Consider the following 22,212-nt stretch of genomic DNA (forward strand, 5'->3'; position numbering starts at 1 on the left):
GACATGCGGCGAGGAGGGGTGGACCGCATCATCGTTGGTTGTGGCCACGCCGACCGCCCGGCCGACGTCGCTGGGGCTATGCGACGCCGGTCTAGCCGCGCGCGTTCCGCCTGGCTCCGTGGGGTGACGGGAAGGCCATCGGCTGATTCCAGGCGTATGCGCGCGGAGCGGAAGAGACGGATCGCTCATGGCGTCGAAACTCCGGCGCAGCAGATCGTCTTCTCGAACAGCATGAACTGGGCGTTGTCCTTACCCGGCGCGTGCTTGGCCGACGTCCAGAGCGCACCTGGCCGGCCGACATTGACGCAACTGCCGCCCTTGACCGGCTCCATCAGCTGGAACTTGTAGCGGCTCTTGGTCCAGACCCGCTGGGGTATGAACGAGCAGCCGTCCGCCGAACTGATGGTGAGCGCGCCGAGCCGGCCCATCATGAAGACGCCGCGCGCGGCAAGCCCCGCCCAGGCTTCGACACTGTCCCCGAAATGGATATCGCCCGCTACCGGATAGGTCGCGCCCCAGGAACCCATGCACCAAAAGAGCGGATCGACGACCTTGCCGGCGGCTGCGGCTGCGCTGTCGGCCATGCAGGCAAGGCCTGCGGCGGGATTGCCGAAGAGGATCGCTTCGGGCTGGATGATCGCGCCCAGCGTGGCCGATTGCCAGGTCGGCAGCACTTCAGTGATCAGCGCTACATCGAAGCCATTGTCCTCGATGCACGGCAGGTCGGTGAACATGTCGAGCATCTTCCAGACCGGGGCGATATAATAATGCATCTGCGCGAACATCTTGCGCGTATTGGTACCGTCCGAGATGCTGGTCTGGCTGCCCTGGAGCCTGCCGCCGGTCGGCATGATGTCGGCGCCGAGCGCCATCATGCAGCCCGGTTCGGTCACCACGTCGACCATGCGATTGGGCGACCAGAAGCTGACCTTGACGCCGAACCAGAAGGTCACACCGTTTCGGCAGGCGCACAGCGGCTTGGAGGCGGACTGGGCATCGAGCGCCTTACCCAGCGGATCGCTCGGACCCACCTTGACGCCGCCGATGGTGATCGGGAAGATGCAGTTCCAGCGCACCTTGGTGATCGGGTTGAACACCGTGCCCGCCTCGCATTTTGAGGCATGCGCGGGAGCCGCGACCGCCAGTGCGGCAAAGCCGCAGCCCAGCGCGAGCAATCTGCGAAGCGACGATAGTTTCATCGCACTGCCCTCCGGTCGGTTTTGCGCCTGTCGACCTCGGTCAGCACCAGCTTCTGTCCGGCCTGCGCGACGATCACCGGCGCAACCGTCAGGCCAAGCCGCGCCTTGACGCGTTCCTCGAGCAGGAAGAGCGCCCTGCCGTGACGCTCGCCGAGCGTGATCGCGTCGGCATCGCCGGGGCCGCCGGCCGCCAGCAGGATGAAATCGGCCGGCCTCGCGGTGCGCAGCGCCCAGGCGAGGTCGCGCGGATGGACCACGATGAGCCGCTGCGGGAGCGACACATAGGCCAGGGGATTGAAGCTATAGCCCCTGGCGTAGAGCAGCTTGCCGTCGGGGAGCCGGATGTCAGAATCGAGGGTATAGAAGGGCACGACCGTCCGGGCCCTGTCTGCCTGGGCGATCCCGAGCGTCGCCGCCTTCATCGCCGACCAGTTCTCGCGCGGCCCGAAGGCACTCTTCATCTCGGGCACATGCGCGGCCCGGCCCTCAATCTCGCTCAGCGCGTCGGTCTCGGCGATCGGCCAGGTACGCCCGATCTTGCTGGTCGCCGCCATGCTCATCGAAGGCGTCAGCACAGCCATAGTCGTCGCGACCGCAGCGAGCAGGGGCAGGAGAGGACAGCGACCGAAATGCCGATGCAGCGAACTATCGACCATGGCGCCGTCTCCAATAAGGCTGAGAATTCTCGCGATCCTCGCCTATCGCGGCGCTGATGAGGGCCGCCATCGCGACGATCGCCGTGACGGCCACGAGAATGCGGAACAGGGTCGGCACCGCCGGGAGCTGCCAGGCGATGAAGGACTGCACCAGGAGCAGACCCTGGCTGCCGATCATGAGGCGGATCGGTCCCGGCGCGGGCGTGGAGGAGAAGATGCCGTTCATGGCCGCGCGCCTCCTCGAATAGGAAGGCCAGGATGCATCGGGCAACCGCGGGCCAGCCAATAGCCGTACAGAACCGGACCCAGGCAGGAGAAGACGAACAGTAGCCTGGGATAGGCAGCCGGTTCATCCCACCAGACCAGCCTGACGATGATGATCCCCAACGCCAATAGCAGCTGGATCGCCAGGCACATGCGCCGCGACCAACGCGCATCCTCTTCCTTGCGCGCTTTCCAGCAAGCATAGGTCTCGATGCTGATCATCGATCGGCCGGTTCCGGGCGCGAATGCCGATTCAGAGGGGAGCATGTCGGTCATGCGGGCTCGATCTTCGCCTCTTCCGGATCGGCCGGACGCAGACGGCAGTAGAGCCCGAACAAAGCTTCTTCGATGAGCGGCCAGAGGCAGACGATGCCAAGCCACAGGCCGTAGAGCGTGACGGGCCAGCCGATCAGGAACATGAACGGAATGAGCGGGACAACGGCCCAGCAGCTTTGCAGGAGCGGACCCAGAACGGGGTGTCTGGCGTCCTTGAGGAACCCGGCAAGCAACTCGTCAGCCGTCTTGAGGCTGCGTGTGCATTCGCCATTGGCCTCGTGAAGCGTCAGGATCGCGCGACCCAGAAAATCATTCTGGCTCTCTCCAGGATAGCGCTTGCACCGGCACATCACGCCGAAGTCCTCGATCATCCTGGGCGTGAACGGTTCTATCCTGTCCGTCATTTGTGCCTCCATTTCCGCAAGCGCGAGAGAAGCATCCCGCATGCACCCGACAGGCCGATCAGCAGCATCCCGCTCGCAAAGCAGGCGGCCGCCACGATGAGTCCCGTGCGGACCGTCTTGAGCACAGGCTGGTCGAGCGCGATCCCGGCCGCGATGACGAGACAGCCCATCATGCAGGTCTCGATGGCCACCAGCCGCAGGCGCCACTGGAAGGCGGCCGCTTCGGCGCGCTTTGCCACACGCGCCTCGATCAGCGCCTCGATCGCCGGATCCTTTTCCCACTCGAGCGCGAGCTGGTCGGGATGGGGAAGGGCCTTGTGTGTCATGCGACCCTCCAGCCTTCAGGGCCGACACCGCCCAGCACCTCGACCGGATCGACGCCGGCCAGTTCGCACACCGCCTCCAGCGGATTGCGGCCGGCCCGCACCAGCGCCTCGAAGGCGGCGACCTCATTGGGCGCCGAGGTGTTGATCCAGTAGCTGAAGGGATCGACCACCAGCCGCGCGATGCCGAGCCCGAGCGGGCTATCGATGAAGACCTCGCTATAATGGGGTTTGGCATTGCGGACCGATTTCAACAGGTCGAGCACGAACCCCGAATAGTCGAGGATCTTGTTGTCGACAGCCTTGTCATAGGTGGAGCCCTGCAGCAGGAATTTGGTCGCGGCGTTTTCCAGGATGACCTGGCCCGTGCCGCCGAAGAGCATGAGATCATTCATGCTCTGGAGGACGATGCCGAAACTGCCCTGATATTTGCGCGCGCGCCGATAGCCCTGACCGAACGCCTCGGCGAGGCGCGAGAGATCCTGCCCGTCGCTGCGCGTCATGAACTGCGCGGCCTCGTCGCACAGGACGAAGCGGGGCTTGTCGCGTGCGGAAAGATAAAGTTCCTGCGTGACGGCGTTCACCACCACCATCACGATCACGTTGAAGAGATCGGGCAGGGACTTGAGCCGTTCGAGTTCCAGCACCACGAACTCGTCGCGGGAAATGTCGAAGGTCGAGGGGCCGTTGAAGAAATGGCCATAGGCACCCTGCGACCCGAAATCGCGCAGATTGAACGCGAGCTCGCGCGCGACCGGCACGAGATGATCGACCCGGTCCAGATCGGAGACGGCATTGTCGGGATAGCGGCCGAGCCAGTCGCGCACCGCGTCGATGCCATCTACGCCCCGTCCGCTATCGACCGTCCATTGCACGGCGGACTTGAGAAGGTTCCATTCCGACGTGGTGACGGGCTTGCGCGTCGAGGCATTGGCCATCTCGGCGACGATCGCGACCGCCATGGCAATGGCCGACTGCTTGTCCTCGCCATCGAGCGCCAGCCCCATGTCGAACGGGTTGAGAACGAGGCGCTCCTCGCCGATGTCGATATAACGCCCGGAACAGAGCGTGCAGAGCTTCCTGTAGCTGCCACCGATATCGATGATGCGAATGAGCGCGCCTTGCGCATAATATTGCTGGCAGAGATTGTTGAGCAGGAAGCTCTTGCCCGCGCCCGACTCCGCCGAGACGATGAAATTATAGTTGTTGATGCGCGGATCGAAGAGATCGAGCGTGATCAGCTGGCCCTTGCGCCCGACATAGAGCAAGGCCGGGCGGCCACCGCCGCGAAAGTCGGTCTGCACCGGCGCCATCAAGGTCGCCGCCTTGACCGGCATACGGAAGTCGCGCTCCAGCAGCTTCAATGTGCGCTTCTCCGGGTAAAGCCCGAAGGGCAGGCTGGCGGCGAGCAGTACCGGCAGCAGATAGCTCTCCTCCTGCACCATGAAAGGCAGGGGTTCGGATTCCCAAAGCCGCTTGGCCCGCGCCGCCATCTCCCGTGCCTGCGCGCTGTCGCGGCCGAACACCCACATGGTCGGGATCACCGAGACGAACCGGCTGTTTGACGCCTCGTCCAATATCCAGCCGATCTCCTCAATCTGCTTGCCGACCTCGACCGCGAAGCTGCCGGCCGCCTTCTGCGCCGAAAGGATCTGCGCGCGCTTGTGGATCTCGAACTGCGAATGATCGAAGAGGACCGAAAGACAATAGAGGAACGGTCCGCCGATCTGGTCGCTGTCCTCGGCGCTCCCGCGCATGCCGCCCATGAGCCGGTTGGCGCGCTCGGCGGTGATCCGCCGCGCCGGGGCCTTGGGCGTGAGGCATCGCGCGACCTGGTTGCCCAGAAAGACTTCGGGCCCTTCGAAAAAGAGGTCCGGTCCTGCCTCGATGATCTGGCGCGCAACCGAGGGCGCGGGCATGCCGCCGACGCTTTCACTGAGGAACACGCCGGGCGCGGGGGCAAAGACGCCGTTGAAGATCCGGCGATAGAAGCTCACAAGTTCGTCTGGTGGCAAGCGCCGAATGCCCATCTTCGCCAGCTGCTCCTCGACCTGGCGGCGAAGATCCGCACCGAGCTTCACCCGCGTCTTGATGACGAGGAACAGCCGGAAATCGCGTACCGGAATCGAATGCAGCGCATCGAGCCCCCTGGTTCCGCGACGCAGATAGTCGGCCGTGCGCCGGGCCGAGGCCTGGACCAGCGGGTCCGGTCGCACCTTGAGGTCGAGATAGGCGTCGAGCGCCGGATCGATCAGCGGATCGGCGAAGGTGATGAGCTGGAGGACCGTGCCTTCAGGGAAATGGATGTTGAGAAGGCCAAGCAGCGCTTGGCTGACATGGGCGAACATATAGGCGGTGGGCACGAGTTCCCAGGCCTGGCCCCAACCATCGTCGATACAGAGGAAAGCTTCTTCTTCCTCGACCCAGGCGACCATCGGCAGGAAGTCCGAATAGGCGTCGCGGGTCACGGCGGCGCGCAGCCGCTGATAGCTAAGCGTCCTGTGGGCGTTCGTGCTCATGGCCGCTTCTCCGGCGTGATCGCCATCGGCGCGGCCTCTTGCGTCGGCGCGTCCACGGCGCCCGGCTCGGTCGCGCGCATCGTGCGCAGCACCGGCGGGGCAGGGCTGCGTCCACCCGGCTCGACCAGATAGTCGCCCACGACCCAGGCCGGCCGATTGAGGATCGAGTAGACATAGCGCGCCATGTAGAGCCGGTCGGGCCGCTGCTTGTCGGCATAGGGCAGGATCAGCGTGCGGATCGTGCGCGACGGGCGAAGCATCGGCGAACCGGCCCCCTCGATCACCGCGCCGACATTGCCCTGCCCAGCTTGCGGCGACACCGCGACGGCGGCGGCCGCTTTCGTGCTGGCCTTGCCCGGCACGGGCGCTCGCCCCTTCCGGTCGGGACTGAGCAGCTTGCGGTCATTGGTGACAGACGGATCGGATTTTGACGCCCGTCCGGCAACCGCGTCGGCATAGGCCTGATCCGGATGGATGCACTGGCCATGGTCGCTGTTCTTGCAGGAGAATTTCTCGCTATAGGGCGACATCATCGATCCGACGGTGGCGCAGCCGGAAAGCGTGAGAAGCGGCAGACCAAGAAACGGCATGACAGCCAGGCAGGGATGAAATCTCTTCATGGCTTTGACTCCAGAAGGGGGCGCATCAGAACTTCACTCCCGCGCCGGGCTTGATCTCGAGGGTCGCGCCCTCCTGGATCACCACGACGACATCCTTGGCCGCGCCCACCTCGACGATGGGACCGGCCTGCCGCGCGAGATCGAGATAGAAATCGGTGAGCTTGTCGGACGATTTGGAGAGACCGCCGGCAATGCCCGACTTCGCGGCATCGCCCGCGTCGAGCGTGCGGACCGTTCCCAGCGCCGAGGTCGACATGTTGCCGAACGTGCCCTCGACCGACTGGGATATGCCGCTGATGGTGCCGGCGATGAAGGCGCGCGCCAGCGTGGCTCCGGCCCGCGTCACCACCTTGCCCGACAGGCCCTTCTTGCCATCGGTATCGACGAAGAAGCCCTTGACCGGCTGATCAACGATGGAATGTTCGTCGAAGTCGACGCAGGACAGCGAGACGAGCTGGACCTCGACTCGTTCCTTGGCGAGGCTGCCCGTGGCGTTGCCGATCACGAAGCATCCGGCAAGGTTCGCCTTCACCTCATTGGGCAGCACCGCAGGTGCCTGCACACGGGCGATGATGGGTTCGGGATTACTGGTCGCGTCCCGGCTCGCCAGCGCGTCGATCCCGGTCAGAAGCCGTGCTTTCATGAAACCAGGCGGCAAATAGATCGTCCGATTCTTTTTTTTGGACGAAGCCGAGGCATCGGCGCCCTGAGCCACGACCTGGCCGGTCGCCGTCCCGATCGCGCCCACCGTCTTCTCGACCGGCGGCGCGGGCGGGGCAGGCGGCGCTACCGGGCCGCTGGGCGGCGCCGGCAGCTTGTCCGCGTCCGCGCTGACGTCGCCGGTTTCCGGGGGATAGGGAAGGGCGGGCACGCTGTCCGGCAGGGCAGGCGGGAGATCGCCATCGACGCCCCCGGCCGCCCCGCGCCCCGGCGAGCGTGATCCAGGGACGACCTTGCCCTCCTCGATCGCGCTGATCCGGTCGCCGAGCAGTTGCTGTCCATCCAGGACCTTCCTGAGGTCACCGCGCAGCTTCACCTCGAGGCTGTCGCCGCGCAGGCCCGCACCCATGTTGAGCGAGGACGCGGGGTTGGCGGGCTTCGCCTCTTCCTTGCTGCCGGAGACTGTATAAAGGCCGATCCCGATGGCGCCGACCGCGACACCGACGGCAAGTTGGCGCGCGCGCAGCTTCTGGCGGGCGGAAAGCTTGCTCCATTGCGCCTTCCAGTCGAGGAGCGCCGGCGCGGAACGGCGCATCGCCTCATCCCTTTCCCGCGCGCCTTCGCCGGCGAGATGGGCCTGATAGGGCGACAGCTCTTCCTGTTCCTGTGCCGGATCCTTGTCCATTTCGCCGCTCATTGCCCGGCTCCCCGGCGAACGACGACAAGTCGGGCCGTTTCACCGGCATCGAGACGGACCCGGTCCAGGGTGAGCGAGAAAATGCTTGTCCCAAACACCGGATCGACCAGCAGCCGTTCGTCGAGCGCCACCGGGGCGGCCGCGCGCAGATGATATTCGGAAGCTGAAAGGCCGGCGCCCTCGACCGTGATACGCCGCCGTTCGGTGATCGACAGGCCGGGCGCCGCCGCTATGCCGACCGTGCCGCCGGACGGCGCGACCTCGCTGAACGAGGCAGGGATGCGATCGTCGAGCAGCGACAGGGTGATCGAGACGGCGCGGTCCTCGTCGGCGAGCGCCGCCATCAACTCATTGTTCGCCTGCGCGCGCTGGCGCGCGCCCGGCATCAGCACCACCGTCTGCGCCGGAATCTCCGCCGGCTCGGCATAGAGCGGGTAGGTGGCGCCGTTGCAATGCACGAAGAATTCGGAGGGCTGCGTCACATAGGTGCGCGTCACCTGGCCGGCATCGTCGATCTCGCGGGCCAGGAACTTGATCCAGGCATCCGCGCCGCCTTTCTCGACGGCGAGGCCCTTTTCAGCCGAGAATTTGATATCCTCGATCTCGCCGCCCTCGCACACGATATGGTTGATGTCGCGGTTGGACAAGCGGATATGGCTGGTCTGGTCGGGCAGCGCGTGGATCGTCTGCGCCGACACCGGCGCTGCACCGAGGAGAAAGCAAAGCGTCAGGACGCGGCGCATCGGCGCGCCGCGGTTAGCGGGTTTCGGCATCGAACTGCTCCTCGGAAAGACGCGTCAGCCAGAACCGGCCATTTTCGATGGCGTAGCCGATGCGCAATATGCCCCGGAATTTGCGGATCACGCCGCCGATGACGCGCACCTTCTCGACCGGCACCACGATCTCATGCGCGGTCCACCGCACCGGCTGATCGCCCCGGATATAGGTGGCGATCGACAGAGTCGGATTGTTCGCCAGTTCGTCGAGCACGGCATTGAGGCTGTCGCGCATCGCCCCATAGGCGGAAGGATGTGCGAGCCCGAGCAGCTCCTGGAACTGGCGGTCAGCCGAATAGGCCGACCAGGTGCCCGACAGCGCGACAATGTTGCGCGTCATCGCGACGATATAGGCTTCGGACGGCTTGTTGCCCGAGACATGCAGATCGCCGGTGGCCCCGAAGGGCACGATGATGGTGCGGGCATTCTGGTTGGTCGTGTAGATCACCACGCCCAGCACTGCGGTGACGCCGAACATGCCGGCGATGGCGACCTTGAGCAGCCGGTTCTCCTCGAAGAGGTTCGCCGAGCCCTGCAGGTAGCGATGGATGCCGAAGCTTGCGGGTTTGCCGAGCAGCGGATCCTCCTGGCTCCCTTTGCGACCGAACATGCGCATGGCCCTCACTCGAAGAAGCGGGTCTGGGTAGGACCCGGATAATGGGGGAAGGAAACCAGGCCCCAGCGCCACGCGAGGTGCGCGAGATAGCCCCTGGGCTTGGTCCGCTTCCACGGGATGAAGAGGAGAAGGGCAGCGATGAGCGCCCAGCCGACAAGTCCGCCCACGATCACGGCCACGAACACGCTCGAGGTCGCGAGCAGGAACTCGTCCGATCCGAACCACAGGATCTGGACCGGCCGATGCAGATATTGCGGAAGGCGTTCGTCCACTTGCCCTTCTCCTCCTGCTTCATGGCATCTGTGAAGATACCGGTTTCCGGAGGCCGACCATCGGCCCCCAGCACGTGCCGGTGCGAATGCGTCTGGCCGCTCAGCCAGCGCGCAGCCGCACGCGGCGTCTCAGACGACCATCCCGAAGGTCTGGAGAATGGAGTCTGCCTTGATCAGGCAGACGGCCGCGACGATGGTCGGGATGCCGATCATGATATTCGAGAAGAGGCGCGAGACACCGAACAGGAAGGCGGCGACACCGCCTACGAAACCCATGGGTCCCTTCACCCCCTGGTTCACGACGATATCGTAGATATCGTAGCCGAGGTCGCCCTGGGCCGGCGCTGAGAAGGCATGGACAGGACCGCCCACCAGGGCCATCGCGCCCAAAGGGAGACCGAAATTGGCCACCGCCAGGGCCTTGCTACCGAGTTTACGCATCATGGCATTGCTCCAAAGAGAAGCCGTCCAACAAAAGCCTGCCGGCATCGAAAGAGGATCGGTGTCGGCCGGGGCGTCGGTGGACGGCTCCAATAGCCCGTCGCCGCCGGCATCCGGTTCATCCGCCGGGCCGCGTCGGCCCAGGCTGGATGCCCTCCGAAATGAGATCGTCGCTTGCCGCGACGGCTTGGCTGAACTCAGCGGGACGCATCGTTCGCCGCCTTTGCCGCCGCGGGCTTCGCGTGGCTGTCGAGGAAAGCCTCGAGCTCGCCCTGCTGGAACCCGGAAATGAGCTTGCCGTCGGCGATCAGCGTGGGCGTTCCCGAAATGCCGATCCTGGCGACCAGCTCGGCATCGTCGGCAACCTTCGCATGCCCTTGTGCGCATTGCGCCAGCGCGGCCGGACTCTGACCGGAATAGGCCGCCTTGAACGCAGCCTCGTGATCGGGCGAGCACAATATATGTTCCGCCTTTGCCGCCGCGGTCGGGTGGATCCCGCTCACGAAGAAGATGAGCCGCCGCACCGGCTTGCCCTCCGCTGCCTTCGCGGCCCAGAAGCGATCGAGCGCCTGGCAGTAAGGACAGTCGGGATCGGTGAACTCGATGACCGTCGGCGCCCCGGCAGGACCGATCGCCAGCGCCTTGGCGGGATCGATGGCTTTCAGGCGCCGCGCCGCGCCCTGTTCCTGCGCCAGCGCGGTCAGGTTGACGCCGTTACGATCATAGACAGTGGCGAACAGAAGATGTTCGCTCTGCGGCGCATAATAGATGATCCGGCCACCGGCGCTGGCCTGATAGATCGGGCCCTGAACGGGCGAAGGACCAAAATCCTCGAACTGAAGGTTCGTGAAGGTCTGCTGCAGCTTGACCTGGGCTTTGGCTGCCGCCTCGCGAAGCGACGCGACCTCCTTTAGGGCAGGCTCATGCTTATCCTGCGACATGCCTTGCGCTGCCGCGACATGGATGGGCATAATGCCCGTCAAGAGAGCGACGAGCATCGCCACGCGACTGGAACACGTTCTGGTCATAACCGCAAATCTCCCTGAGTGGGGATCGAGGCGGATGCGCGGTTGCCGATCACTCGGAAATTCTCGCCCTTGCTGCCGTCTCGACACGGACTTGAGTGGCGGGAAATCCTTGTCCTGCACAAGGGATGAGGAATTTCAGTTCCGGTTTAAGGCACTTCAGTTCCGGTTTCCGGAAATTCACTTCCGCAAACCGGAAGTATATTTCCGGTTTCCCCTTCTGTTCCTTCTCCCGGAATCGCTCGCATCGCGCGGAATCGATAAACTCGCAGGCCTATCGACCGCGAGAGAGTCGCTGCCTGCGGTGGGAGAAGGACCATGGGGAGTCATCAATCCAGGGCGTATAAGCTTCAATTGTCCGACGAGGGCATTCATCTATTCCTGCAATGTCATTGCCGGCTATGTCATCTAGCCGAAGACTTTCTGCCTTATGGAACGACCTTGTTCATTGCGGTCGATCTTCTCCACCGATGCACGACGGACGATCTCATCGCCGAACTGCTGGACCCTCAGATCGACCACCTGGGTGGACGCAAGGTCAGGCATGTTGGCACGTCCAACACCCTGTCGCGTCTCGTCGACGATATTGTCGAAGCCGCGGGTCGGTCGGACGCCATCCATCCCTCACCCCAGGTCTGGAGACTCTATCTCTCCGCCCTCGTCCACATGCAGGCAACAGAGGACATCAAGGTGATTCAGTGTTTTCGTGAAATGCCGCTCAAGACCGGGCGGCCTTCCCACCGCGCGCGCCGATAGTCGCACCCGCGAGACGATTTTCCGATCAGGCTCGGAAATTGCTCGCGCGTACGCAACATTCACAAGGTTGACGGGTGGTTTTATTTACAACAGATTGCCGTTCATAGGCGATGTGACTTGGACTTTTGAGCCGCTGCCAGGGAGACCTGCAGATGACGCTTCAAAGTCCCCACGAGATTGGTGCCGACCTGTTCGCATCGATCAAGGAGCTTTCCGGAAAGCTCATCGAACGCTGGCGACGCGGGGACCGGATATCCCAGCGCGGCCTCGGGAAAGCTGTCGGCCGTACTGAACGCTGGATTCGCGAACTCGAGGGCGGCGCGGGAACAGCCTCGCTCGAGGACCATATCCGCTGCGCGCATGCGCTGCGGAGGACAGCGTCTCACTTGTTCATTTTCCTTTTTACAGTGGAGCAAAAAATGGCCATTCCGCACGAACTTCTTCTCCAGGACGACCTGTGGGAACTGGAGCGCGATATTATCGACATTGTGAGCCGTCATCAGGCGGCGGCGGTAGCCCGCCTCGCCTCGAGGGGCGGTACGACTTTACGGCCAGCTTGATGAACGGCGCCGTCCGGCATGTCTCCAGAACCCGTCCTGGCCGAAAGGGCCTATCTCCTTCTCAAGGCCGATATCATGGCTGGGCGGTTTGCACCGGGCACGATCCTCAACGAGAGAGCGCTGGCGCCCGAATATGGCGTATCCGTGTCGCCCCTGCGGGATGGGGCGCAGCGCATAGTTGGCGAAAATATGCTCGAGATTGTTCCTGGCGGTGGATATCGCGTGCCGCCATTGACCCAAGATGCCCTGCGCGACCTCTACCGTTGGCACGGTCATCTGGTGCGCCTGGTGCTCAAGACTAACCGTCCGGTCCTTGAAGTCGAGGTGCAACGCTATGCAGGGCCAGGAACGGATGGGAGCGCAATTGCGACTGCGGCGACGAACCTGTTCCTGGCGATCGCACAGGCCTCCGATGATCATGAGCATCGAAGAGCGCTTCGATCGGCGACGGAACGACTCCACATTGCCCGTCTCGGGGAGGTTCGGGTATTACGCAACCTGGCAGAGGAACTCCAGGCGGTCGGGATCGCGACCATTTCCGGTCGAGGTCACGACCATTTTGAGGCTCTCTGGGCCTACCACCGACGGAGAATTCGTCGCGTCGGCAGGATATGGGAAGCGATCTCTTCATAACCACGATCAATAAAATGAGATGGTTATATGGTACCATCACACCCAATATTGTCCTGATCTAAGGACAGTACCAGTTAGTCCCGCATTTGCGACCTTATAAGATCGCTGATCAGGCGTCTCCTGATTTACCTTACGGGAGCTGCAACTTCGCAGCATGTCCAAGAAGGAGGTAAGTATGGAACGCGAAGACCATTCGGAAACCGACCTGATCGATCTCGGCCCGGCGGTCGAACAGACCAAGGGCAACAGCAGCGTCGACATCGACCAAGCAGGCAAGCGCCTGCAGTCCGGTCTTTCCGACGACTGAATGGCGGTAGCCTGGCGCACGGGCAATGCCCGTGCGCCACATATTCAGGAATTCAGCCATGCCATATGGTCTTCGGCCAGGAATCACCTACACTTGGGTTGGGAACGTACCGATATTCCTGGATATCAATAATAATAGATACTTTACCCTATCACCCCGAGCGGTCGAAGCTTTAGCGCGCACGGAAAGGATAGGCCAAGTAAATTCTGATGATGTGAATTTGCTTAAATCATTCGGTATTATACAGGAAGTGCGGAATGGGTCGTTGATTAAGCCGGTATCGGCTCTTCAATCGATAAGAAATTCGTATTTTGATGAACCTAGTCGTTCATCATTGCGATATATAATAATTGCCGCTTTGGATCAATTCTGGGCATTTCTTGCAATACGCTGTTCAGGACTGCCCGCCGCATTAGAGGCATTGCGGAAGCGAACCCAGCGCATGCCTCCTCGGAAACGTCCACTCGATATCTCACGGCTGATCGGATCTTACCGTTTCATCGATCTGTTTCTATCTGCTGAGAACCGTTGCCTGGTGCGGTCTTTTGCTCTCGCCCGATCCCTAACCGGCCATAGCATCACGTTTACGCTGGCAATAGGCGTACGCACAGGGCCGTTCGGGGCGCATTGCTGGGTGCAGATAGGGGACAAAAGCCTTAGTGACCACCGGGATAAGTCACGCGAATACTCGCCAGTGCTGGTCCTGTAATGCAACCGCGATATTTCATTTCTGTTGGCCCAGATCGAGACGGCTCAGCGTGCGCGGCAGCTCATGCCGCGTCGCCAGAACTGCCTTTCACCGCCTCCTGTAAAAATCTCAGTATTTTTTCTGATCAGCCAATTGACGTCTTCGTTCGTCCCCGTGCAACGCTTATCATGCTTGGATGGTATCATCGTCAAGCGCATGTTGAAGGGGCTGATCTACTGAATCCAATACACATTGATGATATCGCTGATGATTGCGGTAGAAAAATATTCAATAATTTCTGGGGCTCTTACATTGCCATCCTGCATTCCAATGTGAATCCAGAAATTGTAATTTTACGTGATCCCTCAGGGGGAATGCCATGCTATTACGCATATATTGATGATGTAATAGAACTTTCTTCTCATATGGATATTCTTGAGGCAAGAAAGTCCATAAAATACATAATTGATGACGATGAAATCGGCCATCATCTCCTATTTCCTGCTCTTAGAACCAGTCGCACTTGCTTGGCTGGACTTCGAGAGGTCCCGGCTGGGTTTCAACTTCGCATCGATCAGCGGACAGTCACACTATCACAGATATGGGATCCTTGGACCTATGCACGCCGAAACGCCTATCATGATGATCCGCATGAGGCAGTATCAGACCTTAGAACCGCAATTTGCACGACCATGCAGGCATGGGTTGCGCGCTTCGAAAAGCCGGTGATCGGCCTATCAGGCGGTCTTGATTCCTCGATCGTGGCAGCGAGTGCGGTCAGCGCTGGAGCGAAGGCCACGGGCCTGACGCTTGTTACGGACGAAAGTGCTGGTGATGAACGTTATTATGCCCGCGAAATTGCGAATTTTCTCGGGATTCCATTAGAAGAAAGGTATTTTAGTGCGGCGGAAACCGACCTTCAGGAAAGCCATGCTGCACATCTCCCAAGACCTGTAGCGCGATCGTTCGCGCAGTCGGGTGACATGGCCTATTGCGACGTCGCAGCCAAGGCTGGTGCCGATGCCTTTTTCACCGGATCTGGCGGTGATAGCGTCTTCTGTTTCCAGCAGTCGATACTCCCGATCGCTGACCGCCTGCTTTATGACGGTGTCGGTCGAGGCGCATGTAGAACCACCGCCGAGATCGCCGAAATGGCGGAGACCAGTGTGTTACGATGCGCTGTTTTGGCCATGCGTCGGGCGTGGTTTCGCAATCCAAGCTACCGATGGAAGCCCGAAACAACCTTGCTTCACTCAGATTTTCTATACCAACATAGTAAGGTGGCTTCCCATCCTTGGTTGGAAGTGCCTGTTGGCGAACTGCCAGGAAAAGCGGCGCATATCGTATATCTTCTTCAGATACAGAATCACCTTGAGGGCTTTAGGCGCGAAAACGTGCTTCCCATTATCGATCCCTTAATGTCGCAGCCAATCGTAGAAGTCTGTCTGCGTATCCCCACCTGGTTCTCATGCGCGAATGGTGAAAACCGGTCAATTGCAAGACAAGCGTTCGCGCCATATCTGCCCGACAGCATTCTGCACCGCAAAACCAAGGGCGGCCCGGATGGATTTCTTCAGCGGTTATTTTATCTCAACCGCAACCGGATTCGCGATATGCTCTTGGGAGGCTATCTGGCAGCTGCCCATCTTATAGACGCAGGAGCGGTGGAGTCTGCAATTATGCGGAATGGACGCGACGATCACCACCTGCAGTTCAGATTGCTCGAACTTGTGGATGTTGAAGCATGGATTTCTGCAATAAAGTCACGCTAGAGATTTGATGGAGGAAAAACGTCGTCACTCTTCGGCTCATACCACTGGCGACGCGCGTCGTTCTCATTCTGATAAGTGCATTTTGTCTTTTGCAAACCAGAACTTAAACCAATCTATATTCCTATTGTATATAGATAGACGATGAATGGGTTCACTTTTTATATGATGTTCTCTTGGGAAAACATATAATTCAGCTGGTCGCCTATGCGCCTTCAGGATGCCGTAACTTTCGAGGGCCATGATATATTCATTGTCGGAAATTTGCATCAGGATCGGTAGGTTGATCTTCTCAATATTTTCCTCGATCGAGACGTTCGACCAGAATTCCGTCTGATCGTCGTTTAGTGGTGGATATCCCATGGCGACAAGCTCCTTTGCCCAGGCAGAGCCACCGTAGATCTGCGTCGACTTAGGCGCCTGAAACCCCGTCGAAATAGAAGCGGCTGCGAATAAGCCGGGGGAGTTGACCAGCGCAAACTGCACGGTCGACACACCATCGCTCAGGCCGGTAATGCCTATACGCGTCGTGTCGATGTCGCCGCGGGACACGACCAGTTCTATTCCTTTCGTAAGGGCAGATTGGACGCTCCGCCGGTCATTCCAGTTTTGCTGATTTACGACATAGGCATCCGCTGCAGTGCGTACCGATCCGTCCTTGATCGTCCGGTAATAGTCGGTCGGCCGCTGGAGGCTCAGGACGGCGAAGCCATGTTCGGCAAACGGAAAAATGGGATACTCGTCCCCTACGCCGCCGCGCAGGAAGCCTCTGGTGAGATACTGAACAACGATGAGCGGCATCTTGCCATTGCGAGGTGGATTGCGAGGTAGGACCAGATCGCCAAAAGATTCTATGCCGATATCGTTGGTCCAGTGCAGGCGCTGAACTCTGCCTTTCCTCAATCCACGGAAAGACGGATTGGGATCAAACAGATTCGTGAGCACGCCCGTACTCATATCGACGCGAACGATGCGCCTGGGCCGGTTCGACGCTTCATGAAGGCAGATCAGTGTACTGGCTGCTTCCTGACAGCCGGTAATGAGGTCGTCCGTTTTAAGAATAAGCGACGGAGTGGATTGCATGTCCCAACGGTAGAGTTGCAATTCACTTTTCCCCCAGCCGGCTCGCCGAAGAAAGAGAAGCTTCTGTCCATTTTCGACCCACCACATATTAAGGATGCCGTCCGCGCAAACGGGATCATCACATCGACGTCTTCGCCCGTCAGTATATTGCAGCCAGAGCTCGGCGGGAGATGTGATGCTTCCAGGGTCCTTCTGCACGAGCTGAGCCGTAACATTGTGATTTCCTGGCAGGGAGCGCATGAGGCCTTCGGGTTTGCGTTCGTCAGGATTGCCCGGATTTATGACAAACTCGTCGCTGTTCGCTGGGCGCATGTCAGCGCCGCTTGCCGTTGATGAATGAAATTCGATCGGAACGGGGCCGCGGATCGAGGGGCGGGCGTCTCTCTTGGGGATGAAGCCGTCATCGTATAAAAAGCCATGTCGGCCTTGCTGGTCGATCTCGGCCTCGCGTAGTGCGGCTTCGGGTTCGTTTCCAAATAGGAGCCTCCCATTTGGCGTCCATGCGATCCGGCGGACGGCTGTCGCAGATGTTGTCGTAAATACGACGGATGCATCCCCGACCGAAATGACCCGGCCCTGAGGCACACCGTGAACGGATACAAGATAAACGATACATCTTCCGTCCGGCGACCAACGGGGGCTATTGGTAGTCGGTGATCCGTTGATCGTTTGGAAGCCGCGAATTGTCTGCGCGTCCATGATCAGCCCATTGGCCATATCGATAATCTGGGGCCGTGCTCCATCGGTTATGTCGATCCGTACAAGCGCCTGACAATAGTCGTTTCGCACGGGATCTGCCCGACTTACTACAAACGCCAGACTCTTGCCGTCAGGTGACAGCGCCAACGGACTCTCTGGCAAATCGGTGCCAAAGTTGGGTCCGATGTCCCGCAGGCCGATCAGGTCGGCCGTTGTGACACCGCGTCCCTCCACATTGCGATTTAAGCCGTCATCAAGAAGGTCTCGGCACACAGAAGGCGTTTCGATGGTGGCTGCCTTCGCTTGAGAAGCAGCCGCAAACACGCTGGCGCACACCGCCAGACAAACAACCGATCTCATGCGCGGTTACCAGGACTTCGAGATCGAGAAGCTGATATAGCGACCCCACGGAGAATAATTCGCGGAATCATATGGGCTCTGGCTGACCGAGGTTGTCGCGATGAGCGATGGCTTGTCGTTGAAAAGGTTCTGAGCGGAAAGAGAGATGTCCAGGCCGCGAAGGATCTGTGATTCACTCTCTATCTGTAGTCGGGCGGTCAGGTCGAAGGTTGCCATCGAACCAACATCATATGTCGCCGTCGAGCGTCGATCTTTCACGCCACCGATGTAATTTACGACGGGTGTGAGCTTGAACGGCCCATTCTCCCATGTGACGCCCGCGACCCCGCGCAGATGTGGTGGGAAAAACAGGCTTCCGGCGAGCATCGTTTCTGGTTGTAATGGGCTAAGCCGTTGCTTGCTTTCAATGTAGCTTCCGTTCGCCCATAGCGAGAGCACGCCGGCGCCGTCGAATTCGATCCGATGGGTTATGCTGAGATCTACACCATCGATGTCTTGGCGCGCTGCATTCGTATATCGACTATAAATGATCGCTCCCACTTTGGCCTGGTCCCACGCGCCGCTCGAGTTGTTAAAGAACAAGGCCCCGTCCAGTGCGCCATTGATCTCGCCAGCAGTCGGATTGATGCTCACCAAGTCCGCGTAGATCGGATTGCTGAGTGCCTGGGCTATATATGTCACTGGCGTCACGATTCGATCGCGGTAACGGATCGAATAATAGGTCGCCTCGATCTTGGTGTTCGGCGAGATTGCGGGTTGCAATATGACGGATGCGGTCCAGTTCGTGGATCGTTCCGGCTTCAAGTTTGGATTGCCGCCGCCGCTATACAGGCCGACAGTCCCTGCTGGGAATCCGGTCCCGCCGAAGACCCCAACGTCATACACGCTTGCGCCGCGCACGCTGTGTAACTGATACAGCGTCGGTGCTTTGAAAGATTTGCCCCATGAAAATTTGAATGTCAGACCGTGGGCAGTCGCTAGAACCGCACCAAGTTTTGGCGTCGCCACATCCCCTATGCCTGGATAGTCTTCATATCTCACCGCACCATTAAGGATAAGAGACTGTATGAGCGCACCAGAATCTGACGATCTGACGATGGGAGCGTTGACCTCAAGGAAGCCGTATCGATTATCCTGGCTCGTATCGATGCTCTGGCCGCTGTCTACGAGCCGATTGTAATAATGTAGGTAATTTTTTCGATAGCCTCCACCGATCGCCGCCTTAATCGGCCCTGCGCCAAGATCGAACAATGTGCCGCGCGCAATGCCCTCAAAACTGAAAGCCCTGTTGCAGTAGCATATTTCTGACTTGGACAGCTCGCCGTCCCAATAGTCATCTGATTTATTTATCATCCGATCTTCGGCATATACTGCCGATACAGCGATCGACCAGTCTGAAGTCGCTTGAAATTCCACGCTGGGTGCCACGCTGATGGTTCTAGTGTTTGCCCAGTTGCGTACCCCTTGAACCCGATAATCGCCGTCTTCTGACGATGCGAAAGCCCGATCGGTTTTTCGCTCGCCATACAAGCCGTCGATGCTGAACGTCAGGCCGGGGGCAATATCCTGATGTCCGCTCAGAAGTACGTTGTGGCGATCAAAACCTGGATAGAGAGTGAGACCCGGAGAGCGGGTTGCAGCATAGTCGCGCTGACGTGCCAGAATGGGCGTTGAATGCGCGTAATCATAGGCAAGGATGAAGCCGCCGGATTCCCACGTCTTCCCGCCCGTTACACTATAATTCTGCTGTACGTTTCCGCCATCGGTTGAGACGCCCCAATAGGCGCGCGTCGCCAGCCCGCTGTAATCCTTCCGCAGAATGATATTTGCGACGCCGGCAATGGCATCCGAGCCGTAGAGCGCAGATGCGCCATCGGTCACAATCTCCATCCTCTCAACGGCCTCCAGCGGGATCGCCGAGATATCGATGGATTGAACAGCTGTGTTGAAAGCAAGACGATGGCCGTTGAGCAATGTGACCGTTGCATCAGATCCCAGGCCGCGAAGATTGATCGAACTGGCCCCGCCGAGATTGCTGCCGACGCTCTCCGGGACATTTTGTCCGATACCGGGATTTTGACCCGCACCTGAAGCTACCGGTAAAGATCGAATGGCCTCGGCAAGGCTGTTATAGCCGCTGTCCAGCATCCGTTCGCGATTCACAACCTGCATGGGTGAAGGAGATGAAACACCAGCGATCAGCGAGCCAGTAACAATGATCTCCTGTCCCGTCATGCCTTGACCTAGTTCTTGCCTGACGTTTGAGGATCGTTCTCGAACTAGAATTGTCCCATCGCGTTCCACTGCGATCAGTCGGGTGCCTCTGAGTACCGTCTCTACAGCTTCAAATGCGGTGTAGGTTCCGCTGAGAGGAGGGGCTTGTCGTCCCTTGACCGCTTCCGGCGGGAAAATGATTTCTTGGTCACTCGAACGACCAATAGCGCGTAAAGCGCCATCGAGATCCTGCCGTTCGAGATTCCATTCCAGCCTCTGTCCCGGCGCAGCCAACAAGGGTGGCGACATACCCACCAGTGCAAACGCGAACACCGAACCGACCGCCCACCGTCCAAACTCGTTCATCATTGCCCCCAACTTTAAGCCGGTATCGTTCAAGACCGGTTCCATTGGGGACAGCGACGAGTATCGCGCGCCGATTATGAAGGCGGACGACAATTTCCTTGCGGAGGGACGGGGCAGCGGCGGGCAAGAGTGATGGACTTCGGTCTACTGATCACCGCTAGCCCCCGAAGGTCTCCCACATTACGCGCCAGCCGGGCGCTGTCTGTGATGCGGAAAATGCCAGAGACCCGAATATCATCTATATCGGCCGTTTCACCGACCAGAGGGATGTCGGCATAACGATTGGCGTCTGCAAACACATCTCCCAGACGAGCGTTCCTGTATTCCTTCAATCCTTCAGGCCATGCCCTATCATCGGGCTTTGCCTCGACGATGTCATGGGCAAGGGGTATCGGTTCATTCGACAATTCAATCTGCTGGCCCGGGGAAAGCCGCAGTTCCGGCTGCGCACGCCCCGATTCTGGAATCTCTGTCGCGACGTCGACGGCACCCCGTATCAGTCGCACGACAACATGGTTGTCCGGAAGGAGATTGACGTCGAAAATCGTGCCACGCGCTATCACCCTTCCACGGCCGGCATGGACTGCGAAGGGCCGGTCTTCATGCGCGACTGTGAACCGAGCGCGGCCACGCAGCAGTCGGAGAGTTCTTCGCTTGTTATCAAAATCCACCAGAACCAGACTGTTCGTATCGAGCGCAAGGACAGAACCGTCCTCGAGACGAAACGATCGGATTTCGCCGATGGCTGTGGCAAGCTTCAGAACTAACCCATCGGATGTACCCGGCGCGGTGCCCACGGCAAGTGACGGGTGTTTCAGTTCCTCGCGCGGCTGGCCTGAAGCCCAGTACGCAACAAGGGCGACCGTGCCGAGTAACGCCAGAAGAAACACCGCACGCTTTTTTGCCTTTGGCCGCGGTTCGCTCCGCCGGATATCATCGCCGGACCCACCGTCGGAAGTGACGATGTCCTCCTCTGATGGCTCCTTCAAACGTTTTCCATTGCTGAACGCTTCGGCTATCCGGTTATAGGCGGCGCGATGAAGCGCGCCGCGTGCCAGCCATGCTTCGAACTCTTTGCGTTTGGCTTCCGCTTCCTCCGGGTTGCGCATGATCGCGAACCAGTCGGCGGCTTCTTCCCTGAGCTGTCCATGCCGACGCGGCGGATCGGTGTCTTCCATCATTCCTGTTCCAGAGCTGCATCAATATGGGCAAGCGCCCGCGCGACGTGATATTGCACAGTCGGAATGGAAATCCCCATGCTTTCCGCAATTTCACGGTAGGTCAGTTCATCCACCCGATGAGCCAGGAATATGTCTCGCGTTCGTTGAGGCAGTTCCTCAAGGGCCCGCCTGTATATTCGCATCACGTCTTCAACCTCGATACGCGCGGCCTGATCCGGCGCAACGGCCACTTCAAAGCCATCGTCGATCGGCACATGAAATGCCAGGAAGCGAGTTTCGAGGCGCTTGTACCGGTCCAGAAGAAGATTGCGGGCGATACGCTGGAGATACGCCGCCGGCCGTGGAAGAGTGGTCCTCGCCATGCAGCCGACAAGGCGAACAAAGGACTCCTGAACGAGATCGCCGGCGTCATCGCGCGAGCGCAGGCGGCGCTGGAAATATCGCTGCAGCCGCGGTGCCTCGGTTTCGTAGATCTGTCGAACATCGGCGATCCCGGCACCTGCGTTTTCCTGAGGGACATCGTCTCTCAGGCCTTCTGGCGGATTGAGGTTTTTAGACGACATGAAATCACGGTTCCTCACGACGTGGCAGCGCGTCCTCGCAAATGCGAGGAAGAAGCGATGTGAGGTGAGCCGAGCCGTCGTTTAACGAAGCGGCCGGCGCTCGACCCGTATGTCGAGCTTCGAGATACCTGACAGGATAATCCTGCGGGCGGCTGCCAGATTCCAACCCGCCTAGGTACTATGCCTAGAGTCCGGGACTCAATCAAGCTTTCAGTATCGCAACCTGTTCCGTACGTTTCCCGCTCGTAGTCCGGCTGCACGACAGCCAACGATCTGTTGTTGAAT

Annotated in this window: 24 protein-coding genes; 6 read left to right on the plus strand and 18 right to left on the minus strand. The window is 60.0% G+C overall.

Features of this window, described 5'->3' with window-relative positions; translation table 11 throughout:
* Positions 1 to 185: 185 nt before the first annotated feature.
* The 14 genes from ACAX61_RS17670 to ACAX61_RS17735 form a co-directional block, all read right to left on the minus strand.
* The gene (locus ACAX61_RS17670; protein ID WP_370715972.1) at positions 186 to 1,199 is read right to left on the minus strand and encodes a TraU family protein; all 1,014 of its coding nucleotides are present in this window, start codon (positions 1,197 to 1,199) and stop codon (positions 186 to 188) included.
* A complete protein-coding gene (locus tag ACAX61_RS17675; protein WP_370715973.1) occupies positions 1,196 to 1,855 on the minus strand; it encodes a conjugal transfer protein TraW in 660 nt (219 codons plus the stop codon). Before ACAX61_RS17675 ends, ACAX61_RS17670 begins: the two co-directional genes overlap by 4 nt.
* Complete coding sequence (locus tag ACAX61_RS17680; protein ID WP_370715974.1) at positions 1,845 to 2,081, minus strand: hypothetical protein; 237 nt, start codon at positions 2,079 to 2,081, stop codon at positions 1,845 to 1,847. The genes ACAX61_RS17675 and ACAX61_RS17680 overlap by 11 nt, the downstream gene beginning before the upstream one ends.
* Positions 2,078 to 2,395, minus strand: coding sequence for a hypothetical protein (locus tag ACAX61_RS17685; protein WP_370715975.1), 318 nt, complete (start codon positions 2,393 to 2,395; stop codon positions 2,078 to 2,080). Before ACAX61_RS17685 ends, ACAX61_RS17680 begins: the two co-directional genes overlap by 4 nt.
* Positions 2,392 to 2,799 (minus strand): hypothetical protein, encoded by a 408-nt coding sequence (locus ACAX61_RS17690; protein WP_370715976.1) that lies wholly within the window; start codon positions 2,797 to 2,799, stop codon positions 2,392 to 2,394. Before ACAX61_RS17690 ends, ACAX61_RS17685 begins: the two co-directional genes overlap by 4 nt.
* Positions 2,796 to 3,125 carry a hypothetical protein gene (locus ACAX61_RS17695; RefSeq protein ID WP_214868963.1) on the minus strand — a complete coding sequence of 110 codons (330 nt, stop codon included), beginning with the start codon at positions 3,123 to 3,125 and terminating at the stop codon, positions 2,796 to 2,798. The genes ACAX61_RS17690 and ACAX61_RS17695 overlap by 4 nt, the downstream gene beginning before the upstream one ends.
* A complete protein-coding gene (locus ACAX61_RS17700; RefSeq protein ID WP_370715977.1) occupies positions 3,122 to 5,641 on the minus strand; it encodes a TraC family protein in 2,520 nt (839 codons plus the stop codon). The genes ACAX61_RS17695 and ACAX61_RS17700 overlap by 4 nt, the downstream gene beginning before the upstream one ends.
* The gene (locus ACAX61_RS17705) at positions 5,638 to 6,231 is read right to left on the minus strand and encodes a TraV family lipoprotein (protein ID WP_370715978.1); all 594 of its coding nucleotides are present in this window, start codon (positions 6,229 to 6,231) and stop codon (positions 5,638 to 5,640) included. Before ACAX61_RS17705 ends, ACAX61_RS17700 begins: the two co-directional genes overlap by 4 nt.
* A gap of 55 nt (positions 6,232 to 6,286) precedes the next feature.
* Positions 6,287 to 7,618, minus strand: a complete 1,332-nt coding sequence (locus tag ACAX61_RS17710; RefSeq protein ID WP_370715979.1) for a TraB/VirB10 family protein — start codon at positions 7,616 to 7,618, stop codon at positions 6,287 to 6,289.
* A complete protein-coding gene (locus ACAX61_RS17715; protein WP_370715980.1) occupies positions 7,615 to 8,391 on the minus strand; it encodes a type-F conjugative transfer system secretin TraK in 777 nt (258 codons plus the stop codon). Before ACAX61_RS17715 ends, ACAX61_RS17710 begins: the two co-directional genes overlap by 4 nt.
* Positions 8,375 to 9,004 (minus strand): TraE/TraK family type IV conjugative transfer system protein, encoded by a 630-nt coding sequence (locus ACAX61_RS17720; RefSeq protein ID WP_173385003.1) that lies wholly within the window; start codon positions 9,002 to 9,004, stop codon positions 8,375 to 8,377. Before ACAX61_RS17720 ends, ACAX61_RS17715 begins: the two co-directional genes overlap by 17 nt.
* An 11-nt stretch (positions 9,005 to 9,015) precedes the next feature.
* Positions 9,016 to 9,282 (minus strand): type IV conjugative transfer system protein TraL, encoded by a 267-nt coding sequence (locus ACAX61_RS17725; protein WP_370715981.1) that lies wholly within the window; start codon positions 9,280 to 9,282, stop codon positions 9,016 to 9,018.
* Positions 9,283 to 9,411: 129 nt separating this feature from the next.
* Positions 9,412 to 9,726 (minus strand): hypothetical protein, encoded by a 315-nt coding sequence (locus ACAX61_RS17730; RefSeq protein WP_370715982.1) that lies wholly within the window; start codon positions 9,724 to 9,726, stop codon positions 9,412 to 9,414.
* A 194-nt stretch (positions 9,727 to 9,920) separates the two neighbouring features.
* Positions 9,921 to 10,664: a DsbC family protein gene (locus ACAX61_RS17735; RefSeq protein WP_370716046.1), complete on the minus strand. Its 744-nt coding sequence runs from the start codon at positions 10,662 to 10,664 to the stop codon at positions 9,921 to 9,923.
* 525 nt (positions 10,665 to 11,189) lie between these two features.
* On the opposite strand from ACAX61_RS17735, the gene ACAX61_RS17740 reads away from it, so the two are divergent.
* The 6 genes from ACAX61_RS17740 to ACAX61_RS17765 all read left to right on the plus strand — a co-directional run bounded on the left by ACAX61_RS17740 (position 11,190) and on the right by ACAX61_RS17765 (position 15,464).
* Positions 11,190 to 11,504 carry a hypothetical protein gene (locus ACAX61_RS17740; protein WP_370715983.1) on the plus strand — a complete coding sequence of 105 codons (315 nt, stop codon included), beginning with the start codon at positions 11,190 to 11,192 and terminating at the stop codon, positions 11,502 to 11,504.
* Between the two features lie 152 nt (positions 11,505 to 11,656).
* Positions 11,657 to 12,064, plus strand: a complete 408-nt coding sequence (locus ACAX61_RS17745; RefSeq protein WP_370715984.1) for a helix-turn-helix domain-containing protein — start codon at positions 11,657 to 11,659, stop codon at positions 12,062 to 12,064.
* Between the two features lie 18 nt (positions 12,065 to 12,082).
* Complete coding sequence (locus ACAX61_RS17750) at positions 12,083 to 12,697, plus strand: GntR family transcriptional regulator (RefSeq protein WP_370715985.1); 615 nt, start codon at positions 12,083 to 12,085, stop codon at positions 12,695 to 12,697.
* A 175-nt stretch (positions 12,698 to 12,872) separates the two neighbouring features.
* On the plus strand, positions 12,873 to 13,004 hold the full coding sequence (locus ACAX61_RS17755) for a benenodin family lasso peptide (RefSeq protein ID WP_370715986.1): 132 nt from the start codon (positions 12,873 to 12,875) through the stop codon (positions 13,002 to 13,004).
* A gap of 58 nt (positions 13,005 to 13,062) precedes the next feature.
* A complete protein-coding gene (locus tag ACAX61_RS17760; RefSeq protein ID WP_370715987.1) occupies positions 13,063 to 13,713 on the plus strand; it encodes a lasso peptide biosynthesis B2 protein in 651 nt (216 codons plus the stop codon).
* A 167-nt stretch (positions 13,714 to 13,880) separates the two neighbouring features.
* On the plus strand, positions 13,881 to 15,464 hold the full coding sequence (locus ACAX61_RS17765) for an asparagine synthase-related protein (protein ID WP_370715988.1): 1,584 nt from the start codon (positions 13,881 to 13,883) through the stop codon (positions 15,462 to 15,464).
* A gap of 63 nt (positions 15,465 to 15,527) precedes the next feature.
* Here ACAX61_RS17765 and ACAX61_RS17770 read toward each other — a convergent pair whose 3' ends face one another.
* From ACAX61_RS17770 to ACAX61_RS17785, 4 genes are read right to left on the minus strand one after another with little or no spacing between them, the layout of a single operon-like run.
* The gene (locus ACAX61_RS17770) at positions 15,528 to 17,603 is read right to left on the minus strand and encodes an Atxe2 family lasso peptide isopeptidase (protein ID WP_370715989.1); all 2,076 of its coding nucleotides are present in this window, start codon (positions 17,601 to 17,603) and stop codon (positions 15,528 to 15,530) included.
* 6 nt (positions 17,604 to 17,609) lie between these two features.
* A complete protein-coding gene (locus ACAX61_RS17775; protein WP_370715990.1) occupies positions 17,610 to 20,216 on the minus strand; it encodes a TonB-dependent receptor domain-containing protein in 2,607 nt (868 codons plus the stop codon).
* Positions 20,217 to 20,257: 41 nt separating this feature from the next.
* Positions 20,258 to 21,364 (minus strand): FecR family protein, encoded by a 1,107-nt coding sequence (locus ACAX61_RS17780; protein ID WP_370715991.1) that lies wholly within the window; start codon positions 21,362 to 21,364, stop codon positions 20,258 to 20,260.
* Positions 21,361 to 21,927: an RNA polymerase sigma factor gene (locus ACAX61_RS17785; protein WP_370716047.1), complete on the minus strand. Its 567-nt coding sequence runs from the start codon at positions 21,925 to 21,927 to the stop codon at positions 21,361 to 21,363. The genes ACAX61_RS17780 and ACAX61_RS17785 overlap by 4 nt, the downstream gene beginning before the upstream one ends.
* Positions 21,928 to 22,212: the final 285 nt, after the last annotated feature.

The sequence above is a fragment of the Sphingomonas sp. IW22 genome (assembly GCF_041321155.1).
Classification (GTDB): Bacteria; Pseudomonadota; Alphaproteobacteria; order Sphingomonadales; family Sphingomonadaceae; genus Sphingomonas.